Raw genomic sequence first — 16,545 nt, forward strand, 5'->3', positions numbered from 1 at the left:
GGGAGAGAGAATATGTCTTACACGAACTTCAAGATCGAAACCGACGCCGACGGCATCGCACTCGTCACCTGGGACATGCCGGAGAAGTCAATGAACGTCTTCACCCAGGAGGTGATGGACGAACTGGACGCGATCGTCGACCAGACGACCGCCGACGCCGCCGTCAAGGGCGTCGTCTTCACCTCCGGCAAATCCTCCTTCTCCGGCGGCGCCGATCTCTCGATGATCAAGTCGATGTTCACGCTACAGGCCGAGGAGAAGAAGAACGATCCGGCCAATGCCGCGCAGAAGCTCTTCAACCTCGTCGGCCGCATGACCGGGCTGTTCCGCAAGCTCGAAACCTCAGGCAAGCCCTGGGTGTCGGCGATCAACGGCACCTGCATGGGCGGCGCCTTCGAGCTGTCGCTCGCCTGCCACGGCCGCGTCGCCTCCAATTCGAAATCCGTGAAGATCGCCCTCCCCGAGGTCAAGGTCGGCATCTTCCCGGGCGCCGGCGGCACCCAGCGCGTACCGCGCCTCACGAACACCCAGGACGCGCTGCAGATGATGACCACCGGTTCGTCGCTGACGGCGGCACGCGCCAAGGCGATGGGCCTCGTGCACGAGGTGGTCGAACCGGAGAAGCTGGTCGAGGCCGCCAAGGCGATGATCAAGAGCGGGCTCAAAGCCGTGCAGCCCTGGGACGAGAAGGGCTTCAAGCTTCCGGGCGGCGGCGTCTGGACGCCCGCCTCGGCGCAACTCTGGCCGGCGGCTTCCGCCATTCTTCGCCGCGAAACCTACGGCAACTATCCGGGCGCGATTGCCATCCTGAAATGCGTCTATGAAGGGCTGCAGGTGCCGTTCGACACGGGCCTCAAGATCGAGCAGCGCTATTTCACCGAGATCCTGCAGACCACCGCGGCCTTCTCGATGATCCGCTCGCTGTTCGTCTCGATGCAGGAACTCGGCAAGGGCGCCCGCCGCCCGGCTGGCGTGCCGAAGTCCGAATTCAAGAAAGTGGGCGTCCTCGGGGCTGGCTTCATGGGCGCCTCGATCGCCTATGTGACGGCCGCCGCCGGCATTCCGGTCACCCTCATCGACCGCGATATGGAAGCGGCCGAGAAGGGCAAGGCGCATTCGGAAGGCCTGGTCAAGGACTCCATCGGCAAGGGCCGGCTGACGAAGGAAGAGGGCGAAGCGCTGCTCGCCCGGATCACCCCGTCGGCCGACTATGGCGACCTCAAGGACGTCGGTCTCGTCGTCGAGGCGGTGTTCGAGGACCGGCAGGTCAAGAAGGACGTGATCGAGAAAGTGGAGGCCGTCATCGCGCCCGACGCGATCTTCGCCTCCAACACCTCGACGCTGCCGATCACCGGACTTGCCAGGAATTCGAAGCGGCCGGATCAGTTCATCGGCGTCCATTTCTTCTCGCCGGTCGAGAAGATGATGCTGACCGAAGTGATCCTCGGCAAGGAGACGGGCGACAAGGCACTCGCCACTGCCCTCGACTATGTCGCGGCGATCAAGAAGACGCCGATCGTCGTCAACGACACCCGCGGCTTCTATGTCAACCGCTGCGTCTTCCGCTATATCCACGAAGCCTATGACATGCTGATCGAAGGCGTGCCGCCGGCGATGATCGAGAACGCCGCCAAGATGGCCGGCATGCCCGTCGGGCCGCTGTCGCTCAACGACGAGGTGGCGATCGACCTCAGCCAGAAGATCCTCAAGGCGACGGTCGCCGATCTCGGCGAGAAGGCTGTCGATCCGCGCCATCTGGCGCTGGTCAACAAGCTGGTCGACGAACTCGACCGGCGCGGCCGCAAGAACGGCAAGGGCTTCTACGAGTATCCGGCAAAGCCGGCCAAGAAATATCTCTGGCCGGACCTCAAGGAGCTCTATCCGCAGAAGGCGGCCGACAAGGTCGACGTCGAGGTGCTGAAGCAGCGCTTCCTGGCGACGATCGCGCTGGAAGCGGCCCGGACGATCGAGGAAGGCATCGTCACCGATCCGCGCGAGGCGGATGTCGGCTCGATCCTCGGCTTCGGCTTCGCGCCCTATACCGGCGGCACGCTCTCCTATATCGACGGCATGGGCGCCAAGGCCTTCGTCGCGCTCTGCGAGAAGCTTGCCAAGGAATATGGCGACCACTTCAAGCCGACGCCGCTCTTGAAGGAGATGGCCGAAAAGGGCGAGACCTTCTACGGCCGCTTCGATCCCTATGGCGAGGCGCAGAAGGCGGCGTGAACCGCTCGCCTGACCCGAGACTATCGGAGGGCCGGCCCATTGGGGGCGGCCCTTTTTCTTTGTCATGATTCGAGAAGCGGCACATATTCGGCGCGTCGGTCCGACGAAGCTATGTCGGCCGCCACCTCGCTCAATCGTCCTTCGGAAAAACTGGAGGAACCGAGATGTCGAAACCTCACAAAGTCGCTGTCGAAAACGTCATCCGACCCGGCAAGACGAATTTCGTCGACGCCGAAAAATATGCGGCGATGAAGGCCGCCTGGATGGCCGTCATCCCCTCCGAGCCACCCGGCCTTACGTTGGCGGAGATCCGCGAGCGGATCCCCGGCCGTTTGCCGGAGGAGGAATTCCCGGGCGGCAAGGGGGTCTCCTGGTGGTCGAAAACCGTGCAGCTCGACCTCGAGGCAAAGGGAGTGATCGTGCGGGAGAAGACGCGGCCGATCCGGCTGCACAGGGGCTGACGCCCGTTTCTTCCCGACCGCAATGTCGCTTCGCACGGGAACCCCCGCAGCCTGCGAAGCGCCCCCTGTGGGCTCGCTCGTGCCAACACCTTCCGTCATCCTCGGGCTTGACCCGGATCCAAACACGAGCGACCATTGGCCACTGTGTGCAATGCCGCCCGGACTAATTCTGGATCCTCGGGTCAAGCCCTGGGTCAAGCCCGAGGATGACGGAGCAAGGGGGACGCCGCGCTTACAAGCGCAGTTGACCAGAATCAAGTCGCCACGCTGGCGACTGGGCTAAGAGCATCTGTCATCACCGAAAGCCGAACATCCACAATGCAGCCGCTCCCCTTCGCCCTTGCCATCCTGCTTCTGCTCGCAACACCCGGACCCACCAACACGCTTTTGTGGCTTTCCGGTGCGGCGGTCGGCTTGCGCCGTTCCCTGCCCCTTCTACTTGGCGAACTCGGCGGCTATCTGACGGTGATCGTCCCGATGGCGGTGCTGGCGGCGCCGCTCATTTCCGCCCATCCCGAGATCGGCCTTTTGCTGAAGCTCGCCGCCGCCTGCTGGATCCTCTTCATGGCGCATGCCCTCTGGACGATGAAGGCGCACAGCGCGAGCGAGCGGCCGATCACCCCCGGACAGGTCTTCGTCACCACCATCCTCAACCCGAAGGCGCTGATCATTGCGCTCGTCATCATGCCTGAGGTCGGGCTTTTCGCGATGCTGCCCTGGCTTGTCGGCCTTGCGGGGCTGACGCTAAGCGCCGGCTCCCTGTGGATTGGCGCCGGCACGCTTCTGGCGCGCCTGCCGAGGCGGCCGGTCGGCCCACGTCTTCCGCGCCGCATCGCCGCTGCCTGCCTTGTCGCCTTCTCCTTCGGCATTGCCGGCAGCGCACTGGCTTCGATGTTGTAGGCGATCTGCAGGTCAGGCGGCTTCGGCCGTCTCGCCAAGCTCGGCCGCCAGAAAACCGATCAGTTGCTCCCAGCCGCTGCGGCGATACTCGACTTGGTCGAGGCCATCGAGAAAGGCCGCCTGCTCGGTAAATATGACGCGTGTACCGCTTGCTTCCGGCACCAATTCGACGGTGGCGATGGAAGCGGAAATCGGCCGATCGTCCTTTGCCATCCTATAGGCCGAAATGATGCGCCGGTTCTCGACGATGTCGAGATAGACGGTCTCGTTGAAATAAAAGGTCTTGCCGTCCTGGCTGAAGCGGCCGTTTTCCCGGCCGCCGACGCGGAAATCGTGGCGGTACTCCGCCACCGGCCAATTGTCGGCCTTGACGAACCAGCGGTCGTGGGCGGCGGGGTCGGAAAAGGCGTTGAAGACTCGCTCCTGGGACGCCTTGAAGACGCGCTCGATGGTGAAGCTTGCATGCTCGACGGAAGACTGGGTCATCGCTTTCTCTCCTCCTCGGCGGCCGGCCCTGTGCCGGACGCGCCGCAACACTGATTGTATTTTGAAAGCAGTTGCACTGTAATGTCACTGCTGCAATAATGCAAGCAGTTTTGAAGGATTGGAATCGCCAATCCGCATCCGCCCTCCGGTACAGAGACCAGAATGACTGACGATCACCGCTCGGCCTGCCCGATCAACCTCTCGCTCGAAGTCTTCGGCGACAAATGGAGCCTCCTGATCATCCGCGACATGATCTTCGGCGGCAAACGCCACTTCCGCGAGTTGCTGCGGTCGCAGGAGGGCATTTCCTCCAATATTCTCGCCGACCGGCTGAAGACGCTGCTCGAAATCGGCATGCTGACGAAGAGAGACGATCCGAGTCACAAGCAGAAGGCGATCTACAGCCTCACGGAGATGGCGATCGCTCTGGTGCCGATCATGGCCCACCTTGGCGCCTGGGGGCGACGCTATCTGCCGGTCAGCGAGGAACTAAGCATCCGCGCCCAGTTGATGGAGGAGGGCGGCCCGGCCCTTTGGGAACGATTCATGGACGAACTCAGGGCAGAACATCTCGGCGAGACTGGCGCACCATCTGGCCCATCGGTGCGCCAGACGCTGCAGGCGGCCTATGAAGAGGTGATGAACCGCAAGGCCAAGGAACGGGAGCTCGCCGGCGCCGGTTCGTGAGCCTGCCGGTTGCGGCTGGAACAGGACTATTTTCCTGCCCTTTCTTTACGGCCGTCCCGGGCTTCGGTAATGTGCGCTCCGTATGGTTCTCGTGGCGCCGCATCCGCCGCGCCTGCGGGGTGGGATCGACATGCTTTCACATGACAGCATCTGGCGGGCGATCGATGCGCTGGCGGAGCGCCACCAGCTCTCGCCATCCGGCCTTGCGCGCCGCGCCGGTCTTGACCCGACGTCATTCAACAAGTCGAAGCGCCAGTCGCCCGATGGCCGTGACCGATGGCCGTCGACGGAATCGATCTCGAAGATCCTCGAGGCGACCGGCGCGACGGTCGACCAGTTCATGGCACTGCTGCAGTCCAGCAGCGGCAGACCGACGCATTCCGGCCGGCCGGCTTCCGGCATTCCTCTCATCGGCTTCGCGCAGGCCGGCGCAGGCGGGTTCTTCGACGATGGCGGCTTTCCCGTCGGCCAGGGCTGGGACGAGGTCGAGTTTCCCGCCGCGCCGCAGAGCAAGGCCAGCGTCTATGCGCTGGAGGTCCAGGGCGACAGCATGCTGCCGCTTTATCGCGACGGGGATATCCTGATCGTCGATCCGGGAGCGCAGGCGCGCCGCGGCGACCGCGTCGTCCTCAAGAGCCGCGAGGGCGAGGTGATGGCGAAGATCCTGGCACGCCAAACGCCGCGCGGCGTCGAGCTTCTGTCGCTCAATCCGGACCATCCGAACCGCCGTTTCGAGATGAAGGACGTCGAATGGATCGCCCGGATCATCTGGGCCAGCCAATAGGATAACGTCAAGATGCGGCCCCAGACCATCTCCATCGCCGGCGGGCTAGCCGCCCTCGCTCTTTACGCCGGTATCCTTCTGAGCGGTGCCACGGCGATCCGCGGTCGCGAAAGCGCGGCGACGCCTGATTTCGTGCTCGAGACGCCGGACGCCGCCGCGATCGAGAGCCCGGCTGCGGAACCTGCCGAGGAACCGGATCCCGTGGAGCAAATTCCGGCCGAGCCGACGCCGCCGCCAGTCGACGAGGAGGCCGCCGCCAAGACGTCGCGGGTGCCGGTGCGGCCCGTCGACCCGAACCTCTTCGCCCTGCCGGAAGAGGGCGTTGCGAAACCGCTCGAACGCATCGCGCCGCGGCCGCCTCTTTCCGCGCCGGAAAAGAAGATGACCCCCCTCGTCCTGCAGCGACCCGTCGCGCTTGCCGCCGGCCTCGTCCAAACCGGCGACAAGACGCTGCAGATCAAGGACATCGAGCCGGAGAAGGCGGACAAGGTTTGCGAAGGTAACGGCAAGAGCTGGCCCTGCGGCATGATCGCGCGCACCGCGTTCCGCAATTTCCTGAGGGGACGGGCGCTGGTCTGCGCCGAGATCGACGAGAAGGCCGAAGGTGCCGCCGCCGCAAGCTGCACGGTCGGCAAGATGAATGTCGCCGAGTGGCTGGTCACGAACGGCTGGGCAATACCGCTGCCCGGCACTGCGCTCGAAACGAAAGCGGAGGCGGCCCGAAGCGCCAAGCGCGGTTTCTACGGCAGCGACCCGCGTGATCTGAGCCGGAGGCCCCGGGTGATCGAGGAGCCGGCGGACGGCATGAACTTCGGCGAGACCGCACCGGACTTGTAAGCCCGCTCGGGAATTCCTAACTGACGGCTACCCGTTCCAGGAGAGCCGATGTCCGCAAGCCTCAGCCAGCACGAAGCCCTCGTCTATGTTATGGTCATGATGTCGGCGGTCGACCGAAGCATGAGCGATGACGAGTTCGCCCGCATCGGCGGGCTCGTGCGTTTCCTGCCGGCCTTCGACGGCTTCGACGAGGATCGGCTGATCCATATCGGCCGCGAATGTGCGGCCCAGCTTGCCGCTCCGGAAGGGCTCGACGTGACGCTCGAAATGGTCCGCGAATCGCTGCCGCAGCGGCACTATGAGACGGCCTACGCGCTCGCCGTCGAGATCGCCGCCGCTGATCAACGCATCCGCACCGAGGAGATCCGGCTGCTGCAGTTGTTGCGCGATCGTCTCGCCCTCGACAAGCTCACCTGCGCGGCGATCGAGCGCGGCGCCCTCGCCCGCTTTCGCAAGTAGAGCCGTCACGCCAGGCTTTCATTCACGCCAACGTGTCTTTGCCGGCCGCCGGCAAGACGTCATATCGTCGTCCTGCTGCATGTTTCGACAAATCGATGCGGCAATTCCAAGTTTGTCGCCATAGGCGCGGCGGGAAGGATGGCGAATGCTGTTCCTCGGCATTGCGGAACCAGTGTGGCGGCTCGGTGCCTTTGCGGCGGTCTTCGCCGCGTTGGCGGTGCTTGAACTCATGCATCCCCGGCTCGAAAGACCCGAGCTTCTGCGGGCATTGAAGGCGCGTCGCTGGGCCACGAACCTTTCGATACTTCTCCTCTCGTCCCTGCTCTTGCGCATCGTCTTTCCGGCCGCCGCGACGGGCGTTGCAATCTGGACCGGATCGCATGGCTATGGCCTGCTGCCCGCGCTTGGCGTGGCTGCGCCGCTTGCGGGTCTCCTGGCTTTCGTCGCGCTCGATTTCGCCGTCTGGCTGGAACATGTGGTGTTTCACAAACTGCCGATCCTGTGGCGTATCCACCGTGTTCACCACGCCGATCCGGGCGTCGACGTCACGACGGCGCTGCGTTTCCACCCTTTGGAGATCCTGCTTTCAATGGCATGGAAGAGCGCGGTCATCATCGCGCTCGGCGCGCCGGCACTCTCCGTCCTGGTCTTCGAAATCGTCCTCAACGCCGCCGCGATGTTCAATCACGCCAACCTGCGGCTGCCCCCGAAAGCCGACAGGTTGTTGCGGCAGATGATCGTCACGCCCGACATGCACCGCATCCATCACTCGGTCGAAAAACGCGAAACAGATTCGAACTACGGCTTCAGCCTCTCCCTGTGGGACCGGTTGTTTTCGACCTATGTGGCAGAGCCCGCGAGCGGCGACGACGCGATAGAGACAGGCTTGAAGGCCTTCGGGCGCAGCGAGCCGACAAAGCTCGCATGGTCGCTGATACTTCCGTTTCGCCGCGGCTGAGATGGTCCCTCGCAGCTCTCCCCGCCTGCCCCCCCGCTCAATAAATGCCGTTCGGGAAATAGCGCAGGTAGATTTCCTCGAGCCTGCCGCTGCGCGAGAGCGCCAGCAGCGCATGGTCGATCGCCTGGGTCAGGGCGGGCTCGGTCGTGCGGTTCATGATCGTCAGGCCCTCGCCCAGGAAGCGCTCGGAGAAATAGGCGCCATCCATCAGGGCGCAGCATCCCGCGGCGACGCTGCCGGACACCCAAAAGGAGAGCTGCATGCCATCGGAGAAGGCGGCCGTCACGGCGCCCTCCCGCAAGGCGTTGAGCAAGGCATCACGGTCGGGATAGGCCTTGGCTTCGAGGGTCGGAAAGAACGCCTTCAGCATCGCCTCGTGCGTCGTGCCGGCCACGGCTCCGACGGGCTTGCCGACGAGATCGGCCGGCCCTTTAATGCCGCCGGCCGCCTTCCTGTTGAGGACGAAACGCGCGGGCAATTGCATGAAGGCCCTGGAAAAGGCGAAACGTCGCCTCAGTTCCGGCGTAACGGCGACGCCGGCGATGATCGCCTCGCCCTGGCCCTGTTCGAGCGCGGGCATCAGTTCGGGATAGGTCACCGCCTGGATCTGGCATTTCGCTTCGATTTCCAGCTCCCGGCAAATTTCCCGGGCGAGATCGACGTGGAAACCTGAAAGCTTGCCCGACTGATCGATGAAATTGAAGGGCGGGAAATCGACCGTGGTCAGGAACCGCAGCCGCGCCAGCGCGGTCAGGTCGGGCTTGGCGATGCGCTCGCGGGCATCGAACAGCAAGGGCAGTTCCTTCGGCGCGGCACTCGCCCCGGCTGCGGCGAGCAGCGTCGCGATCGCCAGCAGGCCGATAATTCTCTGAAAGAAAGCGCGCGTCATTGCGATCCGATTCCCGAGCATTCAGCGGAACTTAGCGGGACATTGGGGCGCTGACCATAGGTACCTCTCCGGCACGAGCGTCTGTCGGAAAAGCCGTCGACGGGCTGGTGGAGCGGAAAGGAAATGGAGCGGGTGATCGGGATCGAACCGACGACATCAAGCTTGGGAAGCTGGCGTTCTACCACTGAACTACACCCGCGTCAGAAGCGGAAATTTCCCCAAAGGCCGCGATCTGTCAAGCGTCGATCCTTACTCGGCGCGAAAATGCTTCGAAAGCTTGAGGCCCTGCGCCTGATAGTTCGAACCGAGGTCGAGGCCATAGAGCCCCTCCGGTCGTTCCAGCATGTGTTCGTAGACCAGGCGGCCGACGATCTGGCCGTGCTCGAGGATGAAGGGCACCTCGTGGCTGCGGACCTCGAGCACGGCGCGGCTGCCGCTGCCGCCCGCCAATGCGTGGCCGAAGCCCGGATCGAAGAAACCGGCATAGTGGACGCGGAACTCGCCGACCAGCGGATCGAAGGGTGTCATCTCGGCGGCGTAGAGCGGCGGCACATGCACCGCCTCGCGCGAGACGAGGATATAGAACTCGTCCGGATCGAGGATCAGGTCGTCACGACCGCGGCTGTAGAGCGGCTCCCAGAAATCGAAGACGGCGTGCTCCGCTTTCTTGTCTACGTCGACGACCGATGTGTGGTGCTTGCCGCGATAGCCGATCAGCCCGTCCGGGCCGGTACCCTTGAGGTCGATGGAGAGGGCAATGCCGCCGCCGGAGACGTTCGGCCGCTCGCTGGCGACGAGAACGTCGCTTTCGTGAAGCGCCAGCAGCTCCTGCTCGGAAAGAACCGACTGGCCGACACGGAAACGGATCTGCGAGAGGCGCGAGCCGCGGCGTACCACGATCGGGAAGGTTCGCGGGCTGATCTCCAGATAGAGCGGACCGTTATAGCCGGACGGGATCTTGTCGAATTCCTGCGCCCGGTCGGTGATGACGCGCGTGAAGATATCGAGGCGACCGGTCGAGCTCTTCGGATTGGCGGAGGCAGACATGGTCTCCGGCAGCGAAAGGCTCTCCATCAGCGGCACGATATAGACGCAGCCGGTCTCCAGCACCGCGCCTTCGCTGAGATCGATCACATGCAGCTTCAGGCGGTCGAGCTTGTCGGCGACGAGGTGGGCCGGCCCCGGCATGAAGCTCGCCCGGACCCGAAACGCCTTCGATCCGAGGCGAAGATCGAGACTGGCTGGCTGGATCTGGTCATCATCCAGCGCCTTCTCGCTCTTCAGACGTCCCGAGGCATACAGCGCGGCGATCGCGCGGTCGGCCAAAATCCCTGTATCGCGACCCATTCCGATCCTCATTCTCAGTTGCCAGACAAAACCAAACTCCGGGAATTGACGCAAGCGCGGCCAGGCAGTATTTGAAGCGTTATCCCGTGGTGATTTGGCCGGTCGGCTTGCAGCCACGTTAAACAAGTAGCTAAAAAGGCCGGGTGTCAAACCGGTCGTTTCGCGGCCGGTTTTTTTGTTTTGAAGGTGATGTCGCATGAGCAAGACCTGGCGCCCGGCAACCCAACTCGTCCACGGCGGTACCACCCGCTCTCAGCATGGCGAGACCTCCGAAGCGATCTTCCTGACGCAGGGCTTCGTCTATGAGAGCTCGGAAGCGGCGGAAGCCCGCTTCAAGGGCGAGACCGACGGCTTCATCTATGCCCGCTACGGCAGCCCCACAAACGACATGTTCGAGAAGCGCATGTGCATGCTCGAAGGGGCCGAAGATGCGCGCGCCACTGCCTCCGGCATGGCCGCGGTTTCGGCGGCGATCCTCTGCCAGGTCAAGGCGGGTGACCACATCGTCGCCGCCCGCGCCCTCTTCGGCTCCTGCCGCTGGGTGGTCGAAACGCTCGCCCCGAAATATGGTGTGGAATGCACGCTGGTCGATGGCCGCGACCTTGCCAACTGGGAAAAGGCGGTGCGGCCGAACACCAAGGTGTTCTTCCTCGAGAGCCCCACCAATCCGACGCTGGAGGTGATCGACATTGCCGGCGTCGCCAAGCTCGCCAATCAGATCGGCGCCAAGGTCGTCGTCGACAATGTCTTCGCCACGCCGCTCTTCCAGAAGCCGCTGGAACTGGGCGCCCATGTGGTCGTCTATTCCGCCACGAAGCATATCGACGGCCAGGGTCGCTGCCTCGGCGGCGTCGTGCTTGCCGACAAGGCATGGATCGACGAAAACCTGCACGACTATTTCCGCCACACCGGCCCGGCCATGTCGCCCTTCAACGCCTGGACGCTGCTCAAGGGCATCGAGACGCTGCCGCTGCGCGTCAAGCAGCAGACGGAAAATGCCCGCCGCATCGCCGACCTCCTCGCCGAGCAGCCGCAGGTGGCGCGCGTCATCTATCCCGGCCGCAAGGACCATCCGCAGGCCGATATCATTGCCAAGCAGATGACCGGCGGCTCGACGCTCGTGGCCTTCGAGCTGAAGGGCGGCAAGGAATCGGCCTTCGCGCTGCAGAACGCGCTCGAAATCGTGCGAATTTCCAACAATCTCGGGGATTCCAAGAGCCTCATCACCCATCCGGCGACGACGACGCACAAGAACCTCACCGACGAGGCCCGGACCGAACTCGGCATTTCGTCCGGGACGGTCCGCTTCTCGGCCGGCATCGAGGACAGCGACGATCTCGTCGAAGATTTTGCCAAGGCGCTGAAGAACGTCCGCGCGTGATTCCTCTCAGCGTGCGATTTTAACCGCCCGGCTTCCCACGGGCGGTTTGTCACTGTCCGTCGCGAAATGTGAAGCGCGCCAGGACGATCCGCGACAGGGCGGTGTAAAGGCAGAGGACGGCGAAGAGCGCCGCCAGCACCGGGAACCAATGTGGAAACAGACAACAGGCCAGAAAAACGGCGATGGTCTCGGTAGCCTCCGCAAGGCCGGTCGTGAAATAGATCGACTTCGCCCCGCGGATTTCGGTCGACAGCGCCCGCTTCTCGGCGATCGCTGCGAAGGCGAGGAAACTCGCGCCATTGACGTAGAAGGCAAAGAGCAGGAGCCCGCCGGCAAGACCGTTCGCCGCCGGATCGGCGACCATGAAGGCGAGCGGGATCGCGCCGTAGAAGGCGAAGTCGAGGACGATGTCGAGAAAACCGCCGAAATCGGTCTTGCGGCTTGCGCGCGCCACCGCCCCGTCGAGACCGTCGCAGAACCGGCTCAGGAGAATGAGGAACGCGCCCGCAAAATATAAGTGCCAGGCAACGAGAACGGCCGCGGCGAGCCCGAGGCACAGCCCGCACATCGTGATCGCATCGGCACTCAAGCCCCGGCTGGCGAGCACAGCGCCAAGCCGGTTCAGGATCGGATCCAGGCGCCTGCGCAACGCGCCGTCAAGCATGTTCACCCGCCTTGCGTGAAAGTTGAAACGACTCGTATAATCTTGCCGTTATTCTTCACGAAACCTTATCGCTGTATGATACTTGAGCAGTTTTGAAACAGGATGTCGAACATGTACCGGGCACTGACGCGCGACATAGAGGTCACGGTAGAGCCGTACTTTCTCGAAGAACAATCGGATCCGGACGATAGCCGTTATGTCTGGGGTTACCGCATCGTCATATCGAATCATTCCGAGATCGCGGTTCGGCTGATGACCCGCTATTGGCACATCACCGACGAGAACGGCCAGGTGGACGAGGTGAGCGGTCCCGGCGTGATCGGCGAGCAGCCACTGCTCAATCCCGGCGACACCTACGAATACTCCTCCGGCTGCCCGCTCGACACGCCCTCGGGCGTCATGTTCGGCCACTACAACATGGAAGCCGAAAACGGGGAGACCTTCAATGTGGCCATCCCCGCCTTTTCACTCGATTCTCCGGGACTGGTGCGGACCCTGAATTGAGGGTCGTCCCGCGCTACTGGGATCGCACCTCGCTCGCCTCGAAGCGATAGTTGGTGGAGCAGAACTCGCAGGTGACCTTGATCTGGCCGCCCTCGATGCTGTGCTCGATGTCTTCGGCGCTCAGTCCTTCCAGAACTTCGCGTATCTTGTCGCGCGAGCAGCTGCAGCGGTCATAGACGGCTTGGGGCTGATAGACGCGAACGCCCCGCTCGTGGAACAGCCGATAGAGCAGGCGCTCCGTCCCGACCATCGGGTCGGTCAGCTCGTCGGTATCGATGGTCTCGACCATCACCTTGGCTTCGGCCCAGAGATCGTCCTCCTCGAAGGGGAGGCCGGTGTCGCCGTCATCGCCATCGCCGCCGTGCAGATCCGGCTGGCGCATGCGCTCGGGAGCCTCGGGCAGGAACTGCGCCACCATGCCGCCGGCGCGCCAGCGATGTCGCGGCTTGCCGTTTTCGTCCCGGTCGAGCAGTTCGGCGACGGCGAGGCGGACCTTGGTCGGTATCTGTTCCGATTGGCGAAAATAGACCGCTGCGATCTCCTCGAGCGTCGCGCCGTCGAGCGCTACGATGCCCTGGTAGCGTTGGGTATGAGTCCCCTGGTCTATGGTGAAGGCAAGGATACCGTTCCCCAGCAATTCATGCGGCTGCGTGCGCCCACCCTTCTCGGCGGCGGCAAGCGCCTCCTCGTCGTAGCGCGCATAGGCGCGAACCCGGTCCGGAGTAGAGAAATCGGCGACGACGAGGTCGACCGGCCCATCGCCCTGGGTCTGGACGATCAGCTTGCCCTCGAACTTGAGCGACGTTCCGAGCAGAACCGTCAGCACGACCGTTTCGGCAACGAGCCGTGCCACCGGCAGCGGATAGCTGTGCCGCTCGAGGATCGCGTCGAGCATCGGACCGAGCTGCACGGCGCGCCCGCGCACGTCGAGGCCCTCCACCTGGAAGGGTACGACGTGGTCGTCACCGGCAAAATCGAACTCGCCAAGTCCCGGCGCTGTCTCTGTCATCGCTTGCTCCTTGTCTCACGAACAATGGCCACGGCGCGGGCATTGTTTTCCCTCGCGCAACCTGCCCGTTATCCTATTTGATGCCGCTGCGACCGGATTTGTCCAGAAGTCACCTGGGTTTGGCCGGCACGCCTTCAGGCGCACTTCGGCAAACTCGCATGAGGCCCTCTACCGCATGTTTTATCCTTAAATCGGGCACGATTTGAGGAAACATGCAGCAATTCAAAGCGCTACAGCGACCTTTGCGCGTCTGCTAAGACGCGCGGCGCTGTAGGCGGCGATAGCCGGCACGGCGTGCCGGAGCCACCCATATGCAGCCTAAATCGTGTCGAACCTCGCCGGTTTCAATAGTCTCGCCGCGGCGGTCGCGGTCGTCAGATGACGCCCAGGCACCAGGCGAGGATCGACTTCTGCGCATGCAGCCGGTTCTCGGCCTCGTCGAAAACGACGGATTGCGGGCCATCGATGACCTCGTCGGTGACTTCCTCGCCGCGATGCGCCGGAAGGCAATGCATGAACAGGGCCTCCGGGGAAGCGTGCTTCATCAGCGCCTCATTGACCTGGTAGGGCTGGAAGACGTTGTGTCCACGGGCACGATGCTCCTGATTCATCGACACCCAGGTGTCGGTGACGACGCAGTGGGCGCCGGCCACCGCCTGTTCCGCCTCATGGCAAAGCAGGATCTCGCTGCCATTGTTGCGTGCCCAGTTCAAGAACTTGTCCTGCGGCTCGGAGCCGAGCGGCACGGCCATGTTCATCCGGTAGCCGAAGCGTGCGGATCCTTCGATCAGCGAATGGAGCACATTGTTGCCGTCGCCGGCCCAGGCGAACGTCTTGCCTTTGACCGGCCCGCGATGCTCCTCGAAGGTCATGATATCGGCCATGATCTGGCAGGGATGCGTGTCGTCGGTCAGGGCGTTGATGACCGGAACCGTCGCGTGCTCCGCCAATTCCAGGAGGCGGCGATGGTCGGTCGTGCGGATCATGATGGCGTCGACATAGCGGGACAGGACCTTGGCGGTGTCACCGATCGCCTCGGCGCGGCCGAGCTGCATTTCCGTCCCGGACAGGAACAGAGTCTCGCCGCCAAGCTGCCGCATGCCGACATCGAAGGATACGCGCGTGCGGGTCGACGGCTTTTCGAAGATCATCGCCAGCATCTTGCCGGCAAGCGGCTTCTCCGCCGTTCCCGCCTTGGTCGCCGTCTTTCGCACGCGTGCATCGTCGATGATCGTACGCAGGTCGGCGGCCGTCATCGCGGAGAGATCGAGAAAATGTCTGGTGGCAGTCATAATACTGAATTTCCTGTCATAAACCGATAATCGACCACGCTTTCCGGGCCGCCTTCAATCCGTCTCGGCGTCAGGCCGCGGCCGTGCCGCTGCTGGCCCGGATCGCTTCGGCAGCGCGTTCCAGTCGCGCCAACCCTTCGCGCGCCTCGGCGGCGGTGGTGATCAGCGGTGGCAAAAGCCGCAGCACGTTTTCGCCGGCCGGCACGGCGAGCAGCTTCTCGGCCCGGATCGCCTTCAGCACGTCGGCGGACGGCACCTTGGCCTTGATGCCGAGCATCAGCCCGTCGCCGCGGATCTCCTCGATCACCTCGGGGAAACGGTCCTTGAGGGAGGCAAGCCCTTGACGGAAGACCAGTGCCACGTCGCGCACATTCTCCAGAAAGCCTTCTGCGAGGACGACGTCGAGGACTGCATTGCCGACCGCCATGGCCAGTGGATTGCCGCCATAGGTGGAGCCATGGGTGCCGGCCACCATGCCGGCAGCCGCCGCCTCGGTCGCCAGGCAGGCGCCAAGCGGAAAACCGCCGCCGATACCCTTGGCGACCGCCATGATGTCCGGCTGGATGCCGGCCCATTCATAGGCGAAGAGCTTGCCCGTGCGGCCGACGCCGCACTGGACCTCGTCGAGGATCAGAAGCAGGCCGAACTCGTCGCAGAGCGCGCGCAGCTCCTGCATGAACTCTTTCGAAGCGAGACGAATGCCGCCCTCGCCCTGGATGGGTTCGATCAGGATCGCGGCGGTCTCGTCGTTGATCGCATTCTTGACCGCGGCGATATCGCCGAACGGCACCTGGTAGAAGCCCGGAGCCTTCGGCCCGAAACCCTCGATGTATTTCTGCTGGCCGCCGGCGGCGATCGTCGCGATGGTGCGGCCGTGGAAGGCACCTTCGAAGGTGATGACGTGGAAGCGCTCCGGATGCCCCTTGGCGAAGTGATAGCGGCGCGCCGTCTTGATCGCGCATTCGAGCGCTTCGGCACCGGAATTGGTGAAGAACACCCGGTCGGCGAAGGTGACCGCCGTCAGCCGCCGCGCCAGGCTTTCCTGGCCGGGAACATCATAGAGATTGGACACATGCCAGAGCTTTTCGGCCTGGCCCTTGAGCGCCTCGACGAGATGGGGATGAGCATGGCCGAGCGAATTCACCGCGACGCCGGCTGCAAAGTCGAGATAGCGCGTGCCGTCTTCGGCGATCAGCCAGACGCCCTCGCCTCGCTCGAAACGCAACGGCGCCCGCAGATAGGTGTCGTAGAGCGGCGTTGTTGCGGCCATGGTCAGCGTCTCCTTCGTGGTCGGCATCGCGATCGGGCATATCAGCCTGATAAAAATCAAAAATGCCGCCTTTCGGCGGCGCAGGCACTATTCCCATTTCAAGCCGCGATGTCAACAAAACCAAGGCTTGCAGCGGCCTCACCGGGACAGATTCCGCAGTGCGAAAAAATCGCTTGGCGGGGCTTGCAAAAATGCAACTATCCGACAGCAAGTTGGGGAAAACTGCGAAATCGATTCGGCGCGATTCCGGCGACTCTTGCCACGGAGTCACCCTGCCGGTAGGTTAATATTCAATTACTAGACGCATGCGGCGGACCTAGTCACCAAAATAGTTATCGCGTTGCAACTCCGGGGCTTTTCCGGAGAACGGTGATGGATTCTGCCATCCCAA

General features: G+C 63.5%; 17 protein-coding genes, 1 tRNA gene and 1 riboswitch. Of the genes, 10 read left to right on the forward strand and 8 right to left on the reverse strand.

Annotated elements, in window-relative coordinates; translation table 11 throughout:
- Positions 1-12 precede the first annotated feature (12 nt).
- The 3 genes from RHIBR816_RS0102325 to RHIBR816_RS0102335 all read left to right on the forward strand — a co-directional run bounded on the left by RHIBR816_RS0102325 (position 13) and on the right by RHIBR816_RS0102335 (position 3,587).
- The gene (locus RHIBR816_RS0102325; protein ID WP_018234922.1) at positions 13-2,226 is read left to right on the forward strand and encodes a 3-hydroxyacyl-CoA dehydrogenase NAD-binding domain-containing protein; all 2,214 of its coding nucleotides are present in this window, start codon (positions 13-15) and stop codon (positions 2,224-2,226) included.
- Positions 2,227-2,390: 164 nt separating this feature from the next.
- On the forward strand, positions 2,391-2,687 hold the full coding sequence (locus RHIBR816_RS0102330) for a hypothetical protein (RefSeq protein ID WP_018234923.1): 297 nt from the start codon (positions 2,391-2,393) through the stop codon (positions 2,685-2,687).
- Positions 2,688-3,005: 318 nt separating this feature from the next.
- Positions 3,006-3,587 (forward strand): threonine transporter RhtB, encoded by a 582-nt coding sequence (locus tag RHIBR816_RS0102335; protein WP_018234924.1) that lies wholly within the window; start codon positions 3,006-3,008, stop codon positions 3,585-3,587.
- A 12-nt stretch (positions 3,588-3,599) separates the two neighbouring features.
- On the opposite strand, the gene RHIBR816_RS0102340 is transcribed toward RHIBR816_RS0102335, so the two are convergent.
- On the reverse strand, positions 3,600-4,073 hold the full coding sequence (locus tag RHIBR816_RS0102340) for an SRPBCC family protein (protein ID WP_018234925.1): 474 nt from the start codon (positions 4,071-4,073) through the stop codon (positions 3,600-3,602).
- 162 nt (positions 4,074-4,235) lie between these two features.
- Here RHIBR816_RS0102340 and RHIBR816_RS0102345 point away from each other — a divergent pair, with 162 nt between their 5' ends.
- The 5 genes from RHIBR816_RS0102345 to RHIBR816_RS0102365 all read left to right on the forward strand — a co-directional run bounded on the left by RHIBR816_RS0102345 (position 4,236) and on the right by RHIBR816_RS0102365 (position 7,798).
- The gene (locus RHIBR816_RS0102345; protein ID WP_018234926.1) at positions 4,236-4,760 is read left to right on the forward strand and encodes a helix-turn-helix domain-containing protein; all 525 of its coding nucleotides are present in this window, start codon (positions 4,236-4,238) and stop codon (positions 4,758-4,760) included.
- Positions 4,761-4,890: 130 nt separating this feature from the next.
- Entirely contained in the window at positions 4,891-5,544 is a 654-nt protein-coding gene (locus tag RHIBR816_RS0102350; protein ID WP_026186563.1) for a helix-turn-helix transcriptional regulator, read from the forward strand.
- A gap of 12 nt (positions 5,545-5,556) precedes the next feature.
- Positions 5,557-6,381, forward strand: a complete 825-nt coding sequence (locus RHIBR816_RS0102355) for a thermonuclease family protein (RefSeq protein ID WP_018234928.1) — start codon at positions 5,557-5,559, stop codon at positions 6,379-6,381.
- Between the two features lie 48 nt (positions 6,382-6,429).
- A complete protein-coding gene (locus tag RHIBR816_RS0102360) occupies positions 6,430-6,840 on the forward strand; it encodes a tellurite resistance TerB family protein (protein ID WP_014327209.1) in 411 nt (136 codons plus the stop codon).
- A gap of 145 nt (positions 6,841-6,985) precedes the next feature.
- Entirely contained in the window at positions 6,986-7,798 is an 813-nt protein-coding gene (locus tag RHIBR816_RS0102365; protein WP_018234929.1) for a sterol desaturase family protein, read from the forward strand.
- A 37-nt stretch (positions 7,799-7,835) separates the two neighbouring features.
- Here RHIBR816_RS0102365 and RHIBR816_RS0102370 read toward each other — a convergent pair whose 3' ends face one another.
- From RHIBR816_RS0102370 to RHIBR816_RS0102380, 3 genes are all read right to left on the reverse strand, one after another.
- Positions 7,836-8,687: a transporter substrate-binding domain-containing protein gene (locus tag RHIBR816_RS0102370; protein WP_018234930.1), complete on the reverse strand. Its 852-nt coding sequence runs from the start codon at positions 8,685-8,687 to the stop codon at positions 7,836-7,838.
- Between the two features lie 124 nt (positions 8,688-8,811).
- Positions 8,812-8,886: transfer RNA gene (locus tag RHIBR816_RS0102375), tRNA-Gly, on the reverse strand.
- 50 nt (positions 8,887-8,936) lie between these two features.
- Entirely contained in the window at positions 8,937-10,034 is a 1,098-nt protein-coding gene (locus tag RHIBR816_RS0102380) for a 2'-deoxycytidine 5'-triphosphate deaminase (RefSeq protein WP_018234931.1), read from the reverse strand.
- A gap of 76 nt (positions 10,035-10,110) precedes the next feature.
- Positions 10,111-10,189, forward strand: a riboswitch (SAM riboswitch).
- A gap of 41 nt (positions 10,190-10,230) precedes the next feature.
- Here RHIBR816_RS0102380 and RHIBR816_RS0102385 point away from each other — a divergent pair.
- Positions 10,231-11,415 (forward strand): O-succinylhomoserine sulfhydrylase, encoded by a 1,185-nt coding sequence (locus RHIBR816_RS0102385; protein WP_018234932.1) that lies wholly within the window; start codon positions 10,231-10,233, stop codon positions 11,413-11,415.
- A gap of 49 nt (positions 11,416-11,464) precedes the next feature.
- On the opposite strand, the gene RHIBR816_RS0102390 is transcribed toward RHIBR816_RS0102385, so the two are convergent.
- Positions 11,465-12,079, reverse strand: a complete 615-nt coding sequence (locus RHIBR816_RS0102390) for a CDP-alcohol phosphatidyltransferase family protein (RefSeq protein WP_018234933.1) — start codon at positions 12,077-12,079, stop codon at positions 11,465-11,467.
- A 111-nt stretch (positions 12,080-12,190) separates the two neighbouring features.
- Here RHIBR816_RS0102390 and apaG point away from each other — a divergent pair, with 111 nt between their 5' ends.
- Positions 12,191-12,583 (forward strand): Co2+/Mg2+ efflux protein ApaG, encoded by a 393-nt coding sequence (apaG, locus tag RHIBR816_RS0102395; protein ID WP_026186564.1) that lies wholly within the window; start codon positions 12,191-12,193, stop codon positions 12,581-12,583.
- 13 nt (positions 12,584-12,596) lie between these two features.
- On the opposite strand, the gene RHIBR816_RS0102400 is transcribed toward apaG, so the two are convergent.
- The 3 genes from RHIBR816_RS0102400 to RHIBR816_RS0102410 form a co-directional block, all read right to left on the reverse strand.
- The gene (locus tag RHIBR816_RS0102400) at positions 12,597-13,592 is read right to left on the reverse strand and encodes an Hsp33 family molecular chaperone (RefSeq protein WP_018234935.1); all 996 of its coding nucleotides are present in this window, start codon (positions 13,590-13,592) and stop codon (positions 12,597-12,599) included.
- 374 nt (positions 13,593-13,966) lie between these two features.
- A complete protein-coding gene (gene argF / locus RHIBR816_RS0102405; protein ID WP_018234936.1) occupies positions 13,967-14,884 on the reverse strand; it encodes an ornithine carbamoyltransferase in 918 nt (305 codons plus the stop codon).
- A 70-nt stretch (positions 14,885-14,954) separates the two neighbouring features.
- Positions 14,955-16,154 (reverse strand): aspartate aminotransferase family protein, encoded by a 1,200-nt coding sequence (locus tag RHIBR816_RS0102410; protein WP_026186565.1) that lies wholly within the window; start codon positions 16,152-16,154, stop codon positions 14,955-14,957.
- Between the last annotated feature and the right edge of the window lie 391 nt (positions 16,155-16,545).

The organism is Ensifer sp. BR816, from assembly GCF_000378985.1.
GTDB lineage: Bacteria > Pseudomonadota > Alphaproteobacteria > Rhizobiales > Rhizobiaceae > Sinorhizobium.